The 18,199-nt window shown below is 73.4% G+C and carries 20 protein-coding genes; 6 read left to right on the top strand and 14 right to left on the bottom strand.

The window, feature by feature from the left end; all coding sequences use genetic code 11:
• Positions 1 to 128 precede the first annotated feature (128 nt).
• From OIE75_RS02880 to OIE75_RS02850, 7 genes are all read right to left on the bottom strand, one after another.
• Positions 129 to 1,352 carry a cytochrome P450 family protein gene (locus OIE75_RS02880; protein WP_307009356.1) on the bottom strand — a complete coding sequence of 408 codons (1,224 nt, stop codon included), beginning with the start codon at positions 1,350 to 1,352 and terminating at the stop codon, positions 129 to 131.
• Positions 1,349 to 2,581, bottom strand: a complete 1,233-nt coding sequence (locus OIE75_RS02875) for a cytochrome P450 (protein ID WP_307009354.1) — start codon at positions 2,579 to 2,581, stop codon at positions 1,349 to 1,351. The genes OIE75_RS02880 and OIE75_RS02875 overlap by 4 nt, the downstream gene beginning before the upstream one ends.
• On the bottom strand, positions 2,578 to 3,195 hold the full coding sequence (locus OIE75_RS02870) for a GTP-binding protein (protein ID WP_307009353.1): 618 nt from the start codon (positions 3,193 to 3,195) through the stop codon (positions 2,578 to 2,580). Before OIE75_RS02870 ends, OIE75_RS02875 begins: the two co-directional genes overlap by 4 nt.
• Positions 3,176 to 3,523, bottom strand: a complete 348-nt coding sequence (locus OIE75_RS02865) for a DUF742 domain-containing protein (protein WP_307009351.1) — start codon at positions 3,521 to 3,523, stop codon at positions 3,176 to 3,178. The genes OIE75_RS02870 and OIE75_RS02865 overlap by 20 nt, the downstream gene beginning before the upstream one ends.
• On the bottom strand, positions 3,520 to 3,927 hold the full coding sequence (locus tag OIE75_RS02860) for a roadblock/LC7 domain-containing protein (RefSeq protein WP_122617730.1): 408 nt from the start codon (positions 3,925 to 3,927) through the stop codon (positions 3,520 to 3,522). The genes OIE75_RS02865 and OIE75_RS02860 overlap by 4 nt, the downstream gene beginning before the upstream one ends.
• Positions 3,924 to 5,783 carry a sensor histidine kinase gene (locus tag OIE75_RS02855; protein WP_329469363.1) on the bottom strand — a complete coding sequence of 620 codons (1,860 nt, stop codon included), beginning with the start codon at positions 5,781 to 5,783 and terminating at the stop codon, positions 3,924 to 3,926. The genes OIE75_RS02860 and OIE75_RS02855 overlap by 4 nt, the downstream gene beginning before the upstream one ends.
• Positions 5,784 to 5,948: 165 nt before the next feature.
• A complete protein-coding gene (locus OIE75_RS02850; RefSeq protein WP_307009347.1) occupies positions 5,949 to 6,638 on the bottom strand; it encodes a GAF and ANTAR domain-containing protein in 690 nt (229 codons plus the stop codon).
• Between the two features lie 231 nt (positions 6,639 to 6,869).
• Between OIE75_RS02850 and OIE75_RS02845 the strand changes: the two genes are divergently transcribed.
• Positions 6,870 to 7,067, top strand: a complete 198-nt coding sequence (locus OIE75_RS02845) for a hypothetical protein (protein WP_329474168.1) — start codon at positions 6,870 to 6,872, stop codon at positions 7,065 to 7,067.
• A gap of 20 nt (positions 7,068 to 7,087) precedes the next feature.
• Here OIE75_RS02845 and OIE75_RS02840 read toward each other — a convergent pair whose 3' ends face one another.
• Positions 7,088 to 7,519 carry a hypothetical protein gene (locus OIE75_RS02840; RefSeq protein WP_329469362.1) on the bottom strand — a complete coding sequence of 144 codons (432 nt, stop codon included), beginning with the start codon at positions 7,517 to 7,519 and terminating at the stop codon, positions 7,088 to 7,090.
• A 99-nt stretch (positions 7,520 to 7,618) separates the two neighbouring features.
• On the opposite strand from OIE75_RS02840, the gene nsrR reads away from it, so the two are divergent.
• Together nsrR and OIE75_RS02830 are read left to right on the top strand one after the other, a co-directional pair.
• The gene (nsrR, locus tag OIE75_RS02835) at positions 7,619 to 8,065 is read left to right on the top strand and encodes a nitric oxide-sensing transcriptional repressor NsrR (protein ID WP_307009343.1); all 447 of its coding nucleotides are present in this window, start codon (positions 7,619 to 7,621) and stop codon (positions 8,063 to 8,065) included.
• Positions 8,066 to 8,137: 72 nt separating this feature from the next.
• On the top strand, positions 8,138 to 9,334 hold the full coding sequence (locus OIE75_RS02830; RefSeq protein ID WP_329469361.1) for a globin domain-containing protein: 1,197 nt from the start codon (positions 8,138 to 8,140) through the stop codon (positions 9,332 to 9,334).
• Between the two features lie 47 nt (positions 9,335 to 9,381).
• On the opposite strand, the gene OIE75_RS02825 is transcribed toward OIE75_RS02830, so the two are convergent.
• Positions 9,382 to 9,732: a hypothetical protein gene (locus tag OIE75_RS02825; RefSeq protein WP_307009340.1), complete on the bottom strand. Its 351-nt coding sequence runs from the start codon at positions 9,730 to 9,732 to the stop codon at positions 9,382 to 9,384.
• A 178-nt stretch (positions 9,733 to 9,910) separates the two neighbouring features.
• Between OIE75_RS02825 and OIE75_RS02820 the strand changes: the two genes are divergently transcribed.
• Positions 9,911 to 10,594: an adenosylcobinamide amidohydrolase gene (locus OIE75_RS02820; RefSeq protein ID WP_307009339.1), complete on the top strand. Its 684-nt coding sequence runs from the start codon at positions 9,911 to 9,913 to the stop codon at positions 10,592 to 10,594.
• Positions 10,595 to 10,606: 12 nt separating this feature from the next.
• Here the strand turns inward: OIE75_RS02820 and OIE75_RS02815 are convergent, their stop codons facing one another.
• Entirely contained in the window at positions 10,607 to 10,867 is a 261-nt protein-coding gene (locus OIE75_RS02815; RefSeq protein ID WP_307009337.1) for a hypothetical protein, read from the bottom strand.
• A 130-nt stretch (positions 10,868 to 10,997) separates the two neighbouring features.
• Positions 10,998 to 11,681, bottom strand: a complete 684-nt coding sequence (gene snpA / locus OIE75_RS02810; RefSeq protein ID WP_307009335.1) for a snapalysin — start codon at positions 11,679 to 11,681, stop codon at positions 10,998 to 11,000.
• Between the two features lie 214 nt (positions 11,682 to 11,895).
• On the opposite strand from snpA, the gene OIE75_RS02805 reads away from it, so the two are divergent.
• Positions 11,896 to 12,882 carry a LysR family transcriptional regulator gene (locus OIE75_RS02805; RefSeq protein ID WP_307009333.1) on the top strand — a complete coding sequence of 329 codons (987 nt, stop codon included), beginning with the start codon at positions 11,896 to 11,898 and terminating at the stop codon, positions 12,880 to 12,882.
• Positions 12,883 to 12,959: 77 nt separating this feature from the next.
• Positions 12,960 to 13,703: a PepSY domain-containing protein gene (locus OIE75_RS02800; protein WP_329469359.1), complete on the top strand. Its 744-nt coding sequence runs from the start codon at positions 12,960 to 12,962 to the stop codon at positions 13,701 to 13,703.
• 76 nt (positions 13,704 to 13,779) lie between these two features.
• Here OIE75_RS02800 and OIE75_RS02795 read toward each other — a convergent pair whose 3' ends face one another.
• From OIE75_RS02795 to mdlC, 3 genes are all read right to left on the bottom strand, one after another.
• On the bottom strand, positions 13,780 to 15,033 hold the full coding sequence (locus OIE75_RS02795; RefSeq protein WP_329469358.1) for an MFS transporter: 1,254 nt from the start codon (positions 15,031 to 15,033) through the stop codon (positions 13,780 to 13,782).
• A gap of 67 nt (positions 15,034 to 15,100) precedes the next feature.
• Positions 15,101 to 16,555, bottom strand: coding sequence for a benzaldehyde dehydrogenase (locus tag OIE75_RS02790; RefSeq protein WP_329469357.1), 1,455 nt, complete (start codon positions 16,553 to 16,555; stop codon positions 15,101 to 15,103).
• Positions 16,556 to 16,615: 60 nt separating this feature from the next.
• Entirely contained in the window at positions 16,616 to 18,196 is a 1,581-nt protein-coding gene (mdlC, locus tag OIE75_RS02785) for a benzoylformate decarboxylase (RefSeq protein ID WP_329469356.1), read from the bottom strand.
• Positions 18,197 to 18,199 lie beyond the last annotated feature (3 nt).

The raw sequence follows: 18,199 nt of genomic DNA, 5'->3' as shown, positions 1-18,199 counted from the left end.
TCGACGCCGGTTGCCGGAACGGGGTCGACGTCCGGAATGTCGGAGTTGCCCGCGGGGCGGGAAGCAAACGCCCCGCGGGTGGACGACCGGGCGAAGGCCGGGCCGCGCCTGTGCGTGGCCCGGGTACGTCAAGCCAGCTTGACCGGCAGCTCGAACAGGTCGTTCTGCGTGACCACCGGCTTGTTGCGCAGCTCCGCGGCGGGCACCGCGAGGTCCAGATCCGGGAAGCGGGCGTAGAGGGCGGGGAGCGCCACGCCCGCCTCCAGCCGGGACAGGGCGGCGCCGGGGCACACGTGCGGGCCGTGCCCGAACGAGATGTGCCGGTTCTCCGACGTGCGGGTGATGTCGAACGCCCCGGCCGTCGGCCCGTGCGCCCGCTCGTCCCGGCCCAGCGCGCCGTACGACACGATCAGCGCGTCCCCGGCGGGGATCACCCGGTCGCCGACCGGCACGTCCTCGGTCGCGAAGCGGATCAGGACGTGCGAGGTCGGGGTGGACCAGCGCAGCGTCTCCTCGATCACCGCCGACCAGTCCGCCTTCCCGGAGAGCACCAGGTCCCGCTGCTCGGGATGGGTGGACAGGTTGACCACCGAGTTCACGATCAGCGAGATGGTGGTCTCGTGTCCGGCGGCCACCATCAGCTGGAGCGTGGAGACGATCTCCTCGTCGGTGAGGTGGTCGCCGTTCTCGGACGCCTGGATCAGCGCGCTGGTCAGGTCGTCGCCGGGCGCGGCCCGTTTCGCGGCGACCGTCTCCGCCATGATCGAGGCCAGCTCGGTGAGGGTCGCGAGGACCTCCTCGGGCGGTGTCTGCGTGGAGAAGAACTTCTCGAACAGCACCTTCAGGCGCGGCAGGCGCGCCTCCTCGATGCCCATCAGGTCGGCGACGACGTACATGGGCAGCGGGTAGGCGAAGACCGACTTGAGGTCGACCACGCCGCCGTCCGCGGGCAGATCGTCGAGCAGCCGGCCGGTCAGCTCGGTGATCCGCTCCCGCATGTGCTCCACCCGGCGCACCGTGAGCGCCTGCGCCACCAGCATCCGCAGCCGCCGGTGCTCGGCGCCGTCCACCGTGAGCATCGAGCGGCCGGGGTTGGCCAGCCCGATCAGCGGCCAGTCCGCGGGGATCTCCCCGCGCTGCCAGGCGCCCCACACGTTGATGTCCTTGACCAGCCGGGGGTCCGTCAGCAGGGACTTGGCCTCCGCGTGGTGCGTGACCGCCCAGACGGGGACCCCGCCCGGCAGCTCCACGGCGGCGAGCGGTCCGGCGGCGCGCAGCCGCGCGCCCTCGCCGTCCAGGTCGGTGACGAACGGATCCAGGGGTATCCGGGCTTCTTCGGTACCGGTCGTCATGCTGGCGTGCCTCCCAGGGCAGTGGTCGGGGTGAACCGCACGGGCAACTCGGTCAGCCCCCGCAGCCAGGGCGAGGGGCGACGGGTGAGGGACGCGGCGGGCACCGCCAGGTCGATGTCCGGCAGCCGGTCGAGGACGACCTCGATGCCCGTGCGCGCGATGACCTCGGCGACCTCCTGCGCGGGGAAGGGGCAGCGGTGCTCGCCGTGGCCGAAGGAGAAGTGCGCGTTGTTGCCGCCGGTGAGGGCGGAACCGTCGGTGCGTACCTGCGGGTCGGAGTTGGCGCCCTGGAGGCCGAGCAGCACCAGGTCGCCGGCGCGGATCCGGCGGTCGCCGAGCCGGGTGTCGCGCGAGGCCCAGCGGCCGGCCACGTTCTGCGTGGGGGTGTCCTCCCACAGCACCTCGTTCATGGCCTCGGCGACGCTGTTGCGGCCGCCGAACAGCGACGCCGCGAACCGCTCGTCGGTGAGCATCAGGCGCAGCGAGTTGCCGATCCAGTCCGCCGTCGGCTGGTGGCCCGCGGCCAGCATCACCATCAGGTCCTGGGCGACCTCCTCCTCGGTGAAGCCGCTCTCGTCGGCCAGCATCCGGGAGGCGACGTCGTCGGCGGGCGCCGCCTTCCGGTCGGCGAGGAGCCGCGCCATCGACGTACCGAGGTGCGTCTGGCCCGCGATGGCCCGCTCCCTGCCGTCGATCATGTCGTTGAGGGCGGTGACCAGTGCCGGTCCCTGCTCGTCGGAGAACCCGTACAGCCGGGCCAGGACTCGCACCGGCAGCAGCATGGCGTAGTCGGCGACCAGGTCCGCCTCGCCCCTGGCGCAGAGCCGGTCGACGAGTTCGTCGGCGAACCGCTCGGCGTGGCCGCGCAGGACGTGCGGGTCGACGGCCTCCAGCGCGTCGCTGATCATGGCCGCGCGCTCCCGGTGCCGCTCGCCGACCGTGTAGAGGATCGACGGCTGCCTGCGCCCGATCATCGGGAGCAGCGGCCAGTCCTCCGGGATGTTCTCCCACTGGTTCCACAGCTCCGAGTCCCGGCTGAACAGCACCGGATCGCCGGTCACCTGGTGCAGCTCGCGGTAGCCGACCACCAGCCAGGCCGGGACGTCCCCGTCCAGCAGCACCGGTGTGACGGCACCGTGGTCGCGCCGCATCTGCCGGTACAGCAGCGCGGGCTCGGTCTGGAAGCGGGGGCCGCTGAGCGGTACGGCGTCGGTGGCGTCGGTGCTCACACGAACTCCTGTCGGGGCGGGGCGGCATGGCCGGCGTAACGGGTCCTCAGGTGCTCGACCAGCGCGATCAGTACCTGCTTGCTGGACTCGCGGGACCGTGCGTCGCAGAACACCAGCGGCACCCCCGGGTCCAGGTCCAGTGCCTCGCGGAGCGCCTGGGGCTGGTGCCGCGGGCCGCCGAAGTCGTTGCAGGCGACGATGAACGGCGTGCCGTGGTGCTCCAGCCGGTCGATGGCGTACCAGGAGTCGTCGATGCGCCGGGTGTCGACGAGGACCACCGCGCCGAGCGTGCCGGAGAACAGCCGGTCCCACAGGAACCAGAACCGCTCCTGGCCGGGCGCGCCGAACAGGTACAGCACGTTGCGCGCGTCGAGGCTGATCCGGCCGAAGTCGAAGGCGACGGTCGTCGCGGTCTTGCCGCGCACCTCGCTGATGTCGTCGACCGTCTCGCCGGCCTGCGTCATCGTCTCCTCGGTGTTGAGGGGACGTATCTCGCTGACCGAGCGGACCAGGGTCGTCTTGCCGACGCCGAACCCGCCCACGACCACGATCTTGAGGCCGTTGTCGGCGGACGCACCCAGTGGGGTGCGGGCGTCAGAGATTGCGGAGTCCAACGAGCACCTGCTCCAGGATGTCGGGATCGGGGACGGCTGCCGTGTACGGATGGCGGGCGCTCACCCGGCCCGCGGCGTGCAGGTCGGAGAGCAGGATCTTGGTGATGCTCACGGGCAGCCGCAGTTCGGCGGCGATCTCCACGACGGCCGTGGGCGCCTGGGCCAGCCGCAGGATCGCCGAGTGCTCCGACTGCATGCCGCGCGTCGGCTCGCACTCCGCGACCACCAGGGTGACCAGGTCGAAGGGGTTGTCGGAGTCGGACCGGCTGCGCCCCTGGGTGACGGTGTACAGCCGGTCGGGGGAGTCGTCCCTGCCGGGGCGGCTCATGACGTGCGGGGCTGCGCGGTGAGGTGCTCGCCGAGCTGCTCGATCAGCTCGCTCATGTTGTGTCCGACCAGCCCCGCGTCCGCGTCCTCCGCGGTGATCACGGCGAGGTGCGCGCCCTCTCCGGCCTCGACGATGAACAGGATTCCGCCGTAGAACTCGGTCATGGCCGAGCGCACCCCGCCGCTGCCGTCGCCGAACTCCACGGAGGCGCCCTGGGACAGCGACTGGATGCCGGCGGCGATCGCGGCCAGCTGATCGGCCTGGTCGACGGAGAGTTCCGGGGTGCGGCACAGCTTGAGGCCGTCGCGGGAGAGCACGAGCGCGTGCCGAGCCCCCGGCGTGCGCTCCAGCAGGCCCTCGATGAGCCAGGTGAGCTTCTCGTCGGCGGTGGTCGAGCCGGTCATGAAGTGGTGTCGCCTTCCGGGTGCGCGTGCGAGTGGGCGGGGTGGTCGGGGGTGGTCTCGTCCGGTGCGGGTGGGGCGGCCGCGCCCCGCGTGGAGCTGGTGCCGTCCGGCATCGGGTTGGTGCCGGTCCGCGAGGCGCCGGTGTCGGCGGAGCGCACGGCCTGGCGGAAGCTGCTGAACCGGGCCGCGCGCACCTTCGCGTCGTCGGCCGCCGGCGCGGGGCGCGGTTCGGCGGCACGGGCGGTGGCCCGGGCGCGTTCGGCCGCGGCGAGGGTCCTGCCCCGGCGGCGCTTGGGCAGCCCGGCGACCCCGTCGTCCTCCTCCCGGTCCGCCAGGTCGTGCATGGGCGGCGGTTCGGAAGGGGCGGGGCCGGATCCGGCGTCCGAGTCGGACACGACCGGCGCGGTCCCCGCATCCGGTTCACGCTCGGCAGGGGCGGTCTCGGTCGCCCGGGCGGACACGACCGGGGCGGATCCGGTCTCCCGTCCGGGCGCGGCCTCCGCGGCTCCGGTCTCCGGGAGGGGCGTGGCGTCGGCCGAGGCCGCCCCGGGACCCGGTTCGAGCGCGGGAGCGTTGGCGGTCGCGGCCGGCGCGGAGCCCCGCAGCCGCTCGGTGGGGGGCGCCACGGGCGGGGCCGCCGGACCGTCGGAAGCGCCGGGGCCGCTCAGAATGTCCTGGGGGATGAGCATCAGCACGCCCGTGCCACCGCGCGCCGACGGCCGGAAGGACACCTTCAGGCCGTACTTGGCCGACAGCCGGCCCACGACCGCGAGGCCGAGCCGGGTGCCGGTCAGACCACCGAGCCCGGCGGCCTCGCCGGCCACCGCCTGCTGGGCCCGGCGCAATTGCACGTCGCCCATCACGAGACCGCTGTCCTCCACGGAGACGATCGCCCCGGCCGGCACCGCCTCCACGTAGACGTGGACCTCGGCGGTGGGCGGCGAGAAGTTCGCCGCGTTGTCGAGGAGTTCGGCCAGGGCGTGCATGACGCCCTCGGCGGCGTGCCCGGCGACCGCGGCGTCGCTGGCGGAGTGCACCCGCACCCGCTGGTACCCGGCGATACGTCCCATGGCCCCGCGGAGAATGGACTCCATACCGATGGGTCGCGCCCAACGCCGTCCGGAGCGGGCCCCCGTGAGGACGGCGACGGAGTCCGCGAGCCGGCCCGCCTGCGCGGTGCGGTGGTCGAGGTGGAGCAGGTCGGCGAGGACGTCCTCGTCACCGTGCCGCTCCTCCATGGCGCGCAGGTCCGCGAGCATCCCGGTGGCCAGCGCCTGCATCCGGCCGGCCGCGTTGGCGGTCGCGGAGACGGCGGCGGCACGTTCGCCGCGCGCCCGGTCCAGCCGCGACCGCAGCCGGCCGGCCTCCTCGGCGAGCCGCGCGACCTCCTGCGCGTGCTGCTCGGCCAGCCGGATCCGCTCCTGCTCGAAACCGGCGGCGAGTCGTTCCCGCTCGCGGTCGAACCCGTCCAGCAGGCCGCTGCGTTCACGGTCGGCCTGGGCGACGAGGTCGGCCTGCTCGCGGTCGGCCTCCGCCCGCAGTCGCTCCCGCTCCTGCCGGGCGCGCTCGGACAGCTGCCCGCGCTCCTGGGCGAGGGCTCCCGCCTCCGCGCGGGCGGCGTCCAGCAGCCGGCGCGTGGCCCGTTCCCGACGGACGGCGTGCACGGCCACCGTCACGGCGACACAGAGCAGGATCGCCGCCGCGCTCGCGCCCAGGCCGAGTGGAAGGCGTACCGAGGAGGGCGCCGCGGCGACGGCGCCGGCGACGGCGAGCGCCGACACCACGGCGCAGGGCAGGGCGACAGCCACCAGGGTGCGGGGAGCGGATCGGTCGCCGGGGCGGGCGGGCGCGGTCATCAATCGGGTCCTCGCCAGGCCGCCGGAGCGGCCCTCGTGTCGTCCAACGGGGCGCGTGCGAGCAGGGGATAGTCACACACCACTCAACGGACGATCACTATACGAGAGTTCGTGATCGAAACGAGAAGAAGTCGGTCAATCTTTGCTCATGCGTGCGCACGGCGCTCAGGGCAGGGTCCCCAACTCACAGACACGGGCCGCGAGATCGCGCAGTTTGACGTTGTTGTCCTGCGAGTACCGGCGCAGTGCGGCGAAGGCCTGCTCCTCGGTGAGGTGGTGGCTGCCCATGAGGATGCCCATGGCCTCGCCGATGGTGTGCCGGGTGCCGATGGCCTCCTGCAACTGGGCATGCGTACGGGCGGTGGAGAAGGCGACCGCCGCGTGCGAGGCCAGCAGCCAGCCCGCCGTCTCGTCGGCCTCGGTGAAGGCGCCGGGCCGGTAGGAGTAGAGGTTCAGCGCCCCGAGCTCCTCGTCCCTGGTGAACAGCAGGAAACCCATCATGCTGCCGAGGTTCAGCCTGCGCGCCTGGGGGACGTACTTGGGCCAGCGTCGCGCCTCGTCGCGGAAGTCGGCGATCCGGTACTGCCGCTGCCCGTCCGCCGTGCGGGCCGCGTCGAAGCACGGCCCCTCACCGACCCGCTCCTGGAGCGCGTCGCTCTCCTCGACGACCTGGTCGGTGGGGGCGAGCGACCGCACCTGGCGCCCACGCAGGATGAGGATGCCCGCGGCGTCGCAGCCGTCCACCAGTTCCGTGGCCGAGCCGGTGATCCGCTCCAGGGTGTCGTTCACCGATTCCTGGGCCAGCAGATCGCGGGCCAAGGACGCCATCTGTTGCGCGAACCCGCGCCAGTCCATGCCGTCACCTCCCTCGCTTCCTCGCTTCCGGAGCGAGTGCCCGCAGAGGGAGGGAAGCAACAGCGGAAGTCACCCCCCACGCATCTTGATTCGTGCTACATCTAAATGCATCAGGCGCCGATGGACGCTACAGCAGGGCCATGATGCCCATGGTGAGCAGGCCGCGGTGGCGCAGCGCGCGCGGCGGCGCCATGGGTGCCCCAGCCGCGGGCGCCGTTCCGGGCGAGGAAGGTGACCCGCGGGGCCGACTCGCCCCGTAGGGTCGCCGTCGGCCGTTCACCGCGCGACCCGCTGGAGCAGTTCGCCGACGGCAGTTTCGCCGGCGCCCTCACCCACGCCGCCACCTGCACCGTCGGCCTCGTCGACCCGGACGACGCCCCGCACCCCCTGACCGCGCGGTCCCTGACGGAGCTGAGCGCCGAGGGCTGAGCCGTGCGGCCGGCCCGGTGTCAGTCTCCGCCGGGCCGGAGCCGGTCGGCGGCGCTCGGCGGCTGCACGCGCATGCCGGGACGCCGTCGGTGCACGGTCAGGTACGTCACCCCGTCCGGGCCGGCGACGACCCCCCGGGCCGAACCGTGGGGCAGCCAGGTCAGGACGCCCCTGTGCAGGGGGCGGTCGCCGTCGGCGCCGACCAGGGAGGCCGCGCCGTCGAGGACGAGCAGCAGGACGTCGAGGTCCGGTTCGGTGTGCGTGCCGACCCGCCCCGCCGCGGGGAGGCGGACGACGTTGGCGTCGAGCTGCCGCCCGGGCTCCGCCAGTCGCCACAGGGCGCCGGTGGCCGCCTCGTCGCCGGGCGCCAGCAGTCGCGCGGTGTCGCACAGGACCCGGGGGAGGGGAGGCCCGGGTGCCGGTGCGGGGGAGCCGTCTTCGTGCCCTGCCATCAGCGGTCACCGCGCCTTCCGCGCCCGGTGACGCGTGCCACAGGGTCATAGCCGTCAATAAACACGAATCCATTATGCGTATTTGATAGCGTCACGGCTGTGCGGCTGACGAAGTTCACCGACCTGGCGCTGCGTTCCGTCATGCGCCTGGCGGTCGTGAGAGACGGTGACGACCCGCTGACCACCCGCGAGGTGGCCGACGCGATGGGCGTGCCGTACACGCACGCGGCGAAGGCCGTCACCCGGCTCCAGCATCTCGGAGTGGTCGAGGCGCGGCGCGGTCGCGGCGGCGGGCTGGCGCTGACCGGCGCGGGGCGCGACGCCTCGGTCGGCCGGCTGGTGCGAGAGCTCGAAGGGGACGGTGAAGTCGTCGCCTGCGAAGGCGATCCGCCGTGCCCGCTGCGGACGGCCTGCCGGCTGCGGGCCGCGTTGCGCGACGCCCAGGAGGCGTTCTACGCCGCGCTCGACCCGCTGACCGTCGCCGACCTGGTGGCCTCGCCCACCGGCCCGCTGCTCGTCGGCCTCTCGGACCGCCCCTCCGGCTGACGGGCGCGCGCCCGTGGCGGCGCGCACCCGTGGCCTAAAACACGAATATCATCTACCAATTAAGGAGCCGCCGTGCTCTCCGAACAGTCCGTCCCCGTGGTCCGCGCGACCCTGCCCGCCGTCGGAGCGGCCATCGGCGACATCACCGAGCTGTTCTACCGGAAGCTGTTCGACGCCCACCCCGAGCTGCTCCGGGACCTGTTCAACCGCGGCAACCAGGTCAGCGGGGAGCAGCAGCGGGCCCTGGCCGGCTCCATCGCCGCGTTCGCCGGCCTGCTGCTGGAGAGCCCCGACGCCCGGCCCGACGCCATGCTGTCCCGGATCGCGCACAAGCACGCCTCCCTGGGCATCACCTCCGACCAGTACAAGACCGTCCATCGCCATCTGTTCGCCGCGATCGGCGACGTACTCGGCGACGCCGTGACCCCCGAGGTCGCCGCCGCCTGGGACGAGGTCTACTGGCTGATGGCCAACGCGCTGGTGGCCGTCGAGGCCCGTCTCTACGCGGAGGCGGGCGTGGCCGAGGGTGACGTGTGGCGCCGGATGGAGATCGTCGAACGGCGCGAGGAGGGCCCCGACGCGCTCAGCCTCGTCCTGCGGCCCGCCGACGGCCGCCCCGTGGCTCCCTTCCGCCCGGGCCAGTACGTCAGCGTCCGCTCCGAACTGCCCGACGGCTCCCATCAGATCCGCCAGTACAGCCTCTCCGCCGCCCCGGGCCGCACCGGCCTGCGCATCACCGTCAAGCGCGTGCACGGCGACGGGCGGCCCGACGGCGAGGTCTCCTCCTGGCTGCACGCGCACGCCCGCGAGGGCGACGTACTCGCCGTCTCCGCCCCCTTCGGCGACCTCGCCCTCGCGGAGGACGACGGACCGCTGCTGCTGGCCTCCGCCGGCATCGGCGTCACCCCCGTGCTGGCCATGCTCGACCACCTGGCCGCGGCCGGCGCCACCCGGCCGGTCACCGTCGTGCACGCCGACCGCACCCCCGCCCACCACGCCCACCGGCGGGAACAGCGCGACCTGGTCCGTGCGCTGCCCGACGCCCGGCTGCACCTGTTCTACGAGGAGCCCGGTGAGGCGGCACCGGAGGCGACGGCCGGTCTCGTCGACCTCGCCGGAGTCGAACTGCCCCCGGGGCTCACGGCCTACCTGTGCGGCCCGGTGCCGTTCATGCGCGCCGTCCGCGGCGACCTGCTGCGCCGGGGTGTGCCCGCCGAGGCCGTCCACTACGAGGTCTTCGGGCCCGACCTCTGGCTCGGACGCTCGTAACGGGCGCCGGCCAACGCGCACCGGCATGGCGGAATCGCGCGCGGACGTTAGGCCGCAGCGGTGAACGCGGTCGTGATGGCGGTGTCGACGCGGGCGTGCACCACCAGTCGGGTACCGGAGGTGTCCGCGTTGTCCTCCAGCAGCCGCCGGACCGGCGCGCTGTGGGTGACCACGGACATCAGGACACCGAGCCGCCCGCACCACTGATGGGCCCGGAGTACGGCACTGACCGCCGCGTGGCCGTCGGCCCCGTCGGTCAGCACGATGACGACGGGGGTCGGCTGATGGGCGTCGACCAGGTTGGTGATGTGCGTGGTCAGCGTGGCCCGCCCGTCGATTCCCGGGTCCTGGTCCACCGTGATGACCAGGACCCCATGCTCCAGGGTGTGGGACAGCATCGCGGCCTCCGATCCGTCGCCTGGTGGCGAAGTTGTGTTCAGTGAAGGTCCCCCGCACCGGGTCCGCAACGCACCCCGGACCACGACGCACCCGGCACCGCTCCGGGCGCACCGCCGCTGAGTACGATCGTCCGGTCCGCCCGGACCCCCGCCCGGCCACCCCGAGGAGCCCCGACCCGTGCCCGCCCTGCTGCCCCCGCCCCGCACCGGGCACCGCCTGCCGGCCCCGGAGCACCTGACGCGGCTGGAGGACGGCGAACGGCTGCACGCCCTGCTCTGGCGTCCGGGCCCCGGCTGGCGGATGGCCAGCAGCGCCGTGCTGGGCGGCGGGATCGCCGAGCGCGCGTGGGTGCTCAACGCCCAGGTCGCCCACGGGTACCGGCGCACCGACCCCGCCCGCCACCTGACGGGCCTCGCCCACGCCGCCGGCGCCCGGGGGCCCGGTGTGGGTCTGATGACGGCCGCCGACGTGTCCGCCTTCGCCCGCGCGCGCGACGGCGGGGCCGAAGCCGTCGTGACCGCCGGTATCTCGGTACGCGGCTGGGCGGCCTCGCCCGAGGAGGGCGCCCCCGCCGCCGCCCCGCCCGGGACGATCAACATCGTCGCCGCGGTGCCGGTCGCGCTGAGCGACGCCGCACTGGTGAACGCCGTGATGACGGCGACCGAGGCCAAGGTGCAGGCGCTGCTGGACGCGGGACTCGACTGCTCGGGAACCCCCACGGACGCCGTGTGCGTCGCCGCCCGCGCGCCGCACGGCGCCGAGGTCACGCACTCCTTCGCCGGCCCCCGTTCCGAATGGGGTGCCCGGCTGGCCCGCGCCGTCCACCGGGCCGTGGGGGCGGCACTGCCCACCCCCGGGTGAGTACACGCCCCGCTACAACGACGTCCTGCGCCGCATGGCCATCGTGCGCAGGACCAGCGCCGTGGCCAGCAGCACCCAGGCCACGGCGCTGTACGCCCAGGCGGTCGCGCCCCGGGCGAGATCGACGACGGTCCACACCGCCCACAGGGCGAGCACGACGCACAGCGCGGTCCAGGCGATGTCGGACAGGCGGGTGCGCAACTGGGCGCGCTGGCGTGTGCCCGGTTCCAGGTCGCCGAGATCGCTGTCGGCGGGCGTCTGCCGCTCGTCCATGTCGGACTCCTCACGGGGGTCGTAGAGATGTGAACTCCGGTTACCCGCGATGGGTTTGGGCAAGCGGGCCGATATACGCGCACGCGGGGGCGGCCCCGGCCGGGCCGCCCCCGCGTGTGTCATCGGGCCGTCAGCGCGCGGAGGTCTTCTCCAGCGCCTTGTCGAGGGCCGCCTTGAAGCCGTTGACCCACAGCTGGTTCACCCGGCTGCGCTCGGCGGAGTTCGGGTAGGCGTTGGTGCACGACGGGCCGGGGCCGCCGCCGGACATCAGCTCGCTGCACGGTCCCGAGTAGTGGTCGGGCAGGCCGAGCACGTGCCCCGTCTCGTGCGCGGTCACCCGCGTCGAGTCGTACTGCTGGTTCTGCCGGTAGTCGAGGAAGATGTACCCGTTGCCGTGCCCGTCCGTCGAGGCGTACGAGCCGCGCGAGTCGTTGCCCTCGTAGTACGCGAAGTCGGCGCCGGAACTTCTCTCCGCGAGCCGCACGTTGGACACCGAGCCGTTCCAGATCTGGGTGGAGCGGGATATCTGCGAGCGGAAGCTCGGCGCGTTGGTGGCGCTGTAGTAGACGGTGACGGCCGCCGCTGACGACGGACTGGCGGCGCGCTTCTCGGCCACGGACTTGATGACCGCTTCGAAGAACGCCCGGTTCGCCGCCGCGTCCTCGCCCGAGCCGGCCGAGGGCTCGAAGCCCAGGTGGGCGGCGTGCGACGGCTCCTGGGGAGTGGCGGCCGTCGCGGCGGGAGCGGTACCGAGCAGGGCCGCGGTCAGGCCGAGACCGGCCGCGGTGGACAGGAGGGGCATGCTGATGCGCATCGATGACTCCTAGAGTGGGGGAGTGGGGAGAAGTCGTCACCGGTGAGTGTGGAGCGTCCATGACCCCGCTGTGATGATGGCAACCGGTGATAGGCCCGGGCTATCACCGTTCACCGCGACTCGGGTGCGGCTTGGACGGGAGTGCAGAACTCGCCCTGATCCGCCGCGTTTTGTTCACCTGGCGCAACCAACTGTTCCGCCCTACGCTCCCTGCATGGAGCTCGAGGTGAGGCACCTACGCGCGCTGTGCGCCATCGCCGACGCCGGCAGCCTGCACCGGGCGGCGCGCCAACTCGGTGTCAGCCAACCCACGTTGAGCACCCAGCTGAGCCGCATCGAACAGGCCCTGGGCGGCCCCCTGTTCGTCCGCGAACGCACCGGCTGCCGCCCGACCCCGCTCGGCCGCTCCGTCCTCGGCCGGGCCCGTCCGCTGCTGACCGACATGAACACCCTGGTCCGGGAGGCCCGCGCCGCCGCGGCCGGCGGCGACAGCAGGCTGCGGGTCGGCTCCACCGCCAGCCGCGCCCTGGCCGGCTGGCTGCGCCGGCTCAGACGCCCGGGCCTGGAGCCCACCCTCCAGATGGACGTCTCCGCCAACGCGCTGCTGCGCCGGGTGACCGAGGGACAGCTCGACGTCGCCTTCGTGCACGAGGTCGAGGGCAGCGCCCTGCACGTCCCCGAGGGGCTGCGCCTGCGCGTCCTCGTCGAGCGCGAACCCCAGTTCGTCATGTTGCCCGCCGACCACCCCGCGGCCACCCGCCCGGTCGTCCGCCTCGCCGACCTGGCCGACGACCGCTGGATGGTCGACCCCACCGTCGACGGCGAGTGGGACGGCGTGCACCGCATGCTGCGCGCCGTCGGCCTCAACCCGCGTGTCCTGCACGGCGATTACCACACCGCCGCGTCCCTCGTCGCCACCGGCGAGGTCGTGACCGTCTGCCAGCCCAGCTCCCAGTCCCGTCCCGACATGGCGGTGCGGCGCCTGTACGGCGACCCCATAGGCGTACGCCTCCTGCTGGCCGCGCGCACCCGGGCCGAGCTGGACGCCGTCTTCCCGGCGCTGGAGGAGGCGTACTGGGAGGTGGCCCGCCAGTCCACCGCGTACCGGGAGTGGCTGGAGGGCGCGGGGATCCGGATGCTGCCCCGGCGCCCGCTGACCGGGGGCGGCACCGACCGGGTCGAGTTCGTCCGGGCCCGCTGAGTCCGCAATCCGGCCGATGGAGTGACTTTCCCACGGGCCCGGTGTGTCCGAGTGACGGAAGGGTTACGGAGAGCATCATGAGCTCTGCACGACGACTTCCGCCGCTGCGTTCGCTGGCCGTGATGGGTGCCCTGGGCACCTCCGTTCTGCTGCTGACCGCCTGCACGAACGCCGACACGACACGTTCGAGCGTCGCGGAGGCGGCCCAGACCGGGTCTCCGACCGCGACCAATTCCTCCACCGCGTCCCCCACCGGGTCTCCCTCGCTGAACGAGAACCAGACCGAGCGGAAGGACCTCGTCTCGGCGACCAAGGTCACCTGGGACAAGGCCGCCGACACCGCTGTCAAGGAGGTTCCCGAGAGCAAGCTCGTGGACCTCGAACTCAAGCGCACCGAGGCCGACGCCACCGCGTCGCCGACCGGATCCCCGAGCCCCAGCATGCCGAACCCGGCGCCAAGTCAGGGCGCGCCGGAATGGGAGGCCAAGGTCGCCGAGACCGACGGCACCGTGCACCGCGTCGACATCGACGCGGTCAGCGGGAAGGTCTTCCGCATTCAGGCCGACGCGGACCAGGACGCCGACGACAAGCAGCAGACGGCCGACTGGCTGGGCAAGGCCAAGCAGTCGCCGCAGCAGGCGGTCAAGGCGGCCACCGGCGCGGCCAAGGGCACCGTCACCCACGTCGAACTGGGCGACAACGACAACCAGCAGGTCATCTGGGCCGTCGACGTGGTGTCCACCGACAACTGGAACAAGACCACCGTCGGTGTCGACGCGGCGAACGGCAAGGTTCTGACCGAGGACGTCGACAACGACTGAGTCACCGAACCCCCGGACGCCGGCGGGAGCAGCGGGTCACCGGACCCACTGCTCCCGTTCCGCGTGCCGTGCGCCATCACCCCGCGGGCGCGGCGGCCTCCGCAGGGTCGTTCCCCCGGACGCGGGGCAGCGTCATGACGGCCAGGAAGCCGAGGACCGCGACCGCGGCGAAGAAGTAGAAGCCCCACGGGTGACCCACCCCCGAGGCGACCAGCGCGCCGGTGATCGACGGGCCGACGATCGAGCCGATCCGGCCGATCCCGGACGCGGAACCGAGCGCGGTGCTCCGCACGGACGCCGGGTAGAAGCTCGTCACGTAGGCGTAGACGAGCACCATGGCCGAGAAGACGAACACGCCGGTGAGGAAGACGACGACGTTGAGCATCAGATCGCTCTCCATGCGGATGCTCAGACACCCCAGCATCACCACCGAGACCGCGAACCAGACCATGGTGGTGCCCTTGATGCCTCGCCGGTCGGCGACGAACCCACCGAGGACCAGACCGACGACGCCGCCGACATTGAGCACGAGGAGCTGGGTGACGGCGGTCGGCACGGGGTAGCCGGCGTCGTTCATGAGCTTCGGCAGCCAGGTGTTGAGGCCGTAGACCAGGAGCAGGCCCATGAACGACGCGACCCAGATGCCGACGCCGGCCCGCAGGTAGGCCGGTTTGAGCAGCTCGGTGAACGGCAGCCGCCGGGCCCCGTCCCGCTTGGCCCGGACGAACGCCTCCGACTCCGGCAGCTTGAACCACTGGACGACGGCGATCACGAGGCCGACGACGCCGAGCAGGTAGAAGAGGATCTCCCAGTCGTCGGCCACCTGGAGGGCCAGCAGCGAGGTGATCACCGCACCGGTGTGGTAGCCGGTCATCGTCAGGGTGCTGGCCCGCGCCCGGCGGGCGGCGGGCATGTGCTCGGCCATCATCGTCAGCGAGACCGGCATGCAGGCGCCCAGGCCCAGACCGGCGAGGAGGCGCAGCGCGGCGAACATCGCGACGGAGTCCGCCAGCGGCACCACGACGGTGAGGACCGAGAAGAGTACGACCGAGCCGATGAGCAGCCGGCGGCGGCCCAGCCGGTCGGCCAGCGGACCGACGCAGACCGCGCCGATGGCGACGCCGACGAGCGACAGCGTCGCGATGGTGGTCGCGTCACCCGCGGTCATGCCGAGGTGATGGGTCTTGAGCAGGGTGGGGATGATGGCGCCGAGGACGACGAGGTCGTAACCCTCCAGCAGGACGGTGATCCAGCAAAGGACCACCGTCCAGGAGCTGTTGCCGGCGCGGCCGGCCTGTGCGGGCGCGTCGGACGTGGTGGCGGAAGCCATGATGACTCTCCCCCCGGGGGACGGGTGTGAGTGAGCGGAGCCGGAACGGCCGGGGCGGCCGGAGGGATCAGAACGGGTAGTCGGCGATGTCCGGGCGGACCGTCACCCACTGGGTCTCGGTGAACGCCTCGACGTTGGCCGCGGCGCCGCCGAAACGGGAGCCGGTGCCCGAGGACTTGACCCCGCCGAAGGGGGCGTTGGGCTCGTCGCTCACGGTCTGCTCGTTGATGTGCACCTTGCCGGAGTCGATCCGGTCGGCCAGCTTCATCGCCGTACCGACATCGCCGAGGATGCCGACCGACAGCCCGAACTCGCAGTCGTTGACGATGCGCGCGGCCTCCTCCAGCGTGGAGAAGGCGATGACCGGCGCGACGGGGCCGAAGATCTCCTCGCGCCACGCGGGCATGTCGGTCGTCAGACCCGTGAGGACGGTGGCGCGGTATCCGGCGCCGTCGGTCTCGCCGCCCGCGGCGACCTTCGCGCCGGCCGCGACGCTGTCGGTGACGATGCCGTGCACCCGCTCCAGCTGACGGCGGTCGATCAGCGGGCCGAGCGCCACGTCCTCGCGGGCCGGGTCGCCGACCTGCAGGGCGTCGGCCTTCGCGGCGAGCGCGGCCGTGTACTCCTCCACCAGCGACTCGTGCACGATGTGCCGGCCGGTCGTCATGCAGATCTGCCCCTGGTGCAGGTAGGAGCCGAACGCGCCCGCCGAGGCCGCCTTCGGCACGTCCGCGCCGTCCAGCACGACCAGCGCGTTGTTCCCGCCGAGTTCCAGATGGGCCCGCTTCAGCAGCCGCCCGGCCCGCTCGCCGATCGCCCGCCCGACCGGCGTGGAGCCGGTGAAGGAGACGACCCGCACCTCCGGCGCCTCGACGACCGCCTGGCCGACCGCGCCGTCGCCCGGCAGCAGGTGCAGGACACCGGCGGGCAGTCCGGCCTCCTCGAAGATCCGGGCGATGACCACACCGCCGCCGACCGCGGTCCGCGGGTCGGGCTTGAGCAGCACGGCGTTGCCCAGGGCCAGCGCCGGCGCCACGGAGCGCAGACCCAGGATGAGCGGGAAGTTGAAGGGCGCGATCACGCTCACGACACCGGCCGGGCGGCGGCGGGCGAGCGACCAGCGGGCCTCCTCGGAGGTGAGCACCTCGCCCTGCGGGTACGTCGGCAGACCCGCGCATTCGAAGCACTCGCCGACCGCGAGCCCCACCTCGAAAGCGGCCTTGGACCGTACCGAGCCGCCCTCGCGCACCAGCCAGTCCTCGATCTCGGCGGCGTGCTCGGTGAACAGCTCACCCGCGCGCCGCAGTACCGCGGCCCGCTCCTGCGGCCCGGTCGCCGCCCAGGAGCGCTGGGCCTCGGCGGCCCGGGCGGCGGCGCGGCCCACGTCCTCGGCCGTGGCCAGCCCGACCGCGCCGAGCCGGTCGCCGGTGGCCGGCTCGGTCACCGGATGCTCGACCGGGGAGTCCTGCCAGCCGTCGCTGTAGAACTTCCGGCCCCAGACGTCGCTGTCCAGGAGTGTCATCGTGTCCCTTTCCTCGTGCTCTTCGTGCGCGTTCTCGGGATGCTCGGAGCCTCGGTGCGGTCAGGAGGGCGTGGTGAGCGCCGTGTCCACCTGGATCAGCCGGGGCCCGGCCGCCGGTTCGGCGAGGACGGCGCGCAGCTCCTCGGCGCCCTCGACGTGCCGGGCGGCGACGCCGTAGCCCTCGGCGATACGGGTGAAGTCCAGCCCCGGGATGTCGAGGCCGGGGGCGTCCGGCACGCCGAGCAGCCCGCCGAACCAGCGCAGCGCCCCGTACGTGCCGTTGCGCAGCAGTACGACGGTCAGCGGAACCCGGTGCTGCGCCGCCGTCCACAGTGCGGTGATGCCGTAGTTGGCCGAGCCGTCGCCGACCACCGCCACGACCGGGCGGCCGGGCCGGGCCATCGCGACACCCACCGCGCCGGGCAGGCCGAAACCGAGCCCGCCGGCCGCCGGGAAGTAGTAGGAGCCGGGGCGGCGCAGATCCATCTGGCGCCACCAGGCCGCGTTGGTCGACGTCGACTCGACGACGTACGCCGTGTCCTCGGGCAGTTCGTCGCGCAGGGCGGCGAAGACCTGCTCGGGGTGGAGACCGGGACCCTCGGCGGTGAGCGGTGCGGGCACCGGCCGGTAGGGCGCCGCGGGCCTCGCGGGCGCGTCCAGCGACTTCAGGAGCAGGTCGACGACGGCCGAGGGGTCGGCGACCAGGGCCTCGCCCATCGGCGCCCGCGCGGCGGCCGAGGCGTCCCCGGTCACCTGGACCAGCCGGGTGCCCTCGGGAAGATAGGCGCCGGGGAGGTGCTCGTGGTAACGGAAGACCGGCGCGCCCAGCACGAGCACGAGGTCGTGGCCCTCGAACGCCGCCGAGACCGGTGCGATTCCGGCGGGCAGCACCCCCTGGAACTGCGGGTGCCGGTTGGGGAAGGGCAGCCGGAACAGCGAGGGGGCCGCCCACACCGGAGCGCCCAGCCGCTCGGCCAGCCGGACCGCGTCGTCGAAGAGGCCGTCGGAGTCGATGTCGCCGCCCAGCACGAGGGCGGGGCGCCGGGCGGCGGCGACCCGCTCGACGAGCCGGTGACTCTGCCCGGCGCCGGGCACGGCGGCCAGCTCGACCCGCCGGTCCAGTACCGCCGCCGCGTTGTCGCCGGCCTCGGCCGACCAGTCGTCGTACGGCACCGAGAGGTACGTCGGCCGCCGCTGGAGCCGCGCCTCGAAGACGGCCTGGGCGAGGGCGCGCGGCACGTCCTCGGCGCACGCCGGTTCCGCCGCCCAGCCCACCAGCGGCTTCATCAGGGCGGGCGCGTCGACGCTGGCCAGGTTGGCCTCCGGGCCGATGGCGGGCCTGACCTGCTGGCCGGCCAGCACCACCAGCGGGGTGCGCGCGGCCACCGCGTTCGTCAGCGCGCCCATCGCGTTGCCGGAACCGGAGGCGGCGTGCAGGTTGACCAGGACCGGGCGCCCGGTCGCCTGGGCGTACCCGTCGGCCATCCCGACGACGGCGCCCTCGTGCAGGCCGAGGACGTAGCGGAAACCGTCGGGCAGTCCGGCGAGGAAAGGCAGCTCGTTGGAGCCCGGGTTACCGAAGACGGTGGTGAGTCCCTGGCGCTCCAGGAACTCGTGGGAGACACGACGCACGGATGACACGGA

The sequence above is a fragment of the Streptomyces sp. NBC_01723 genome (assembly GCF_036246005.1).
In the GTDB taxonomy this organism is placed as follows: Bacteria; Actinomycetota; Actinomycetes; order Streptomycetales; family Streptomycetaceae; genus Streptomyces.
The sequence above is the reverse complement of the archived record's forward strand: the minus strand, read 5'-3'. Positions and strand labels throughout refer to the sequence as shown.

Coding starts and splice junctions, on each gene's coding strand:
- OIE75_RS02825 (WP_307009340.1), bottom strand. CDS start 9,732: ATGCTGTCCCACACCCTGGAGCATGGGGTCCTGGTCATCACGGTGGAC.
- OIE75_RS02795 (WP_329469358.1), bottom strand. CDS start 15,033: ATGGCTTCCGCCACCACGTCCGACGCGCCCGCACAGGCCGGCCGCGCC.
- OIE75_RS02805 (WP_307009333.1), top strand. CDS start 11,896: ATGGAGCTCGAGGTGAGGCACCTACGCGCGCTGTGCGCCATCGCCGAC.
- OIE75_RS02790 (WP_329469357.1), bottom strand. CDS start 16,555: ATGACACTCCTGGACAGCGACGTCTGGGGCCGGAAGTTCTACAGCGAC.
- OIE75_RS02865 (WP_307009351.1), bottom strand. CDS start 3,523: ATGAGCCGCCCCGGCAGGGACGACTCCCCCGACCGGCTGTACACCGTC.
- OIE75_RS02815 (WP_307009337.1), bottom strand. CDS start 10,867: ATGGACGAGCGGCAGACGCCCGCCGACAGCGATCTCGGCGACCTGGAA.
- OIE75_RS02800 (WP_329469359.1), top strand. CDS start 12,960: ATGAGCTCTGCACGACGACTTCCGCCGCTGCGTTCGCTGGCCGTGATG.
- OIE75_RS02860 (WP_122617730.1), bottom strand. CDS start 3,927: ATGACCGGCTCGACCACCGCCGACGAGAAGCTCACCTGGCTCATCGAG.
- OIE75_RS02850 (WP_307009347.1), bottom strand. CDS start 6,638: ATGGACTGGCGCGGGTTCGCGCAACAGATGGCGTCCTTGGCCCGCGAT.
- snpA (WP_307009335.1), bottom strand. CDS start 11,681: ATGCGCATCAGCATGCCCCTCCTGTCCACCGCGGCCGGTCTCGGCCTG.
- OIE75_RS02880 (WP_307009356.1), bottom strand. CDS start 1,352: ATGACGACCGGTACCGAAGAAGCCCGGATACCCCTGGATCCGTTCGTC.
- OIE75_RS02855 (WP_329469363.1), bottom strand. CDS start 5,783: ATGACCGCGCCCGCCCGCCCCGGCGACCGATCCGCTCCCCGCACCCTG.
- OIE75_RS02840 (WP_329469362.1), bottom strand. CDS start 7,519: ATGGCAGGGCACGAAGACGGCTCCCCCGCACCGGCACCCGGGCCTCCC.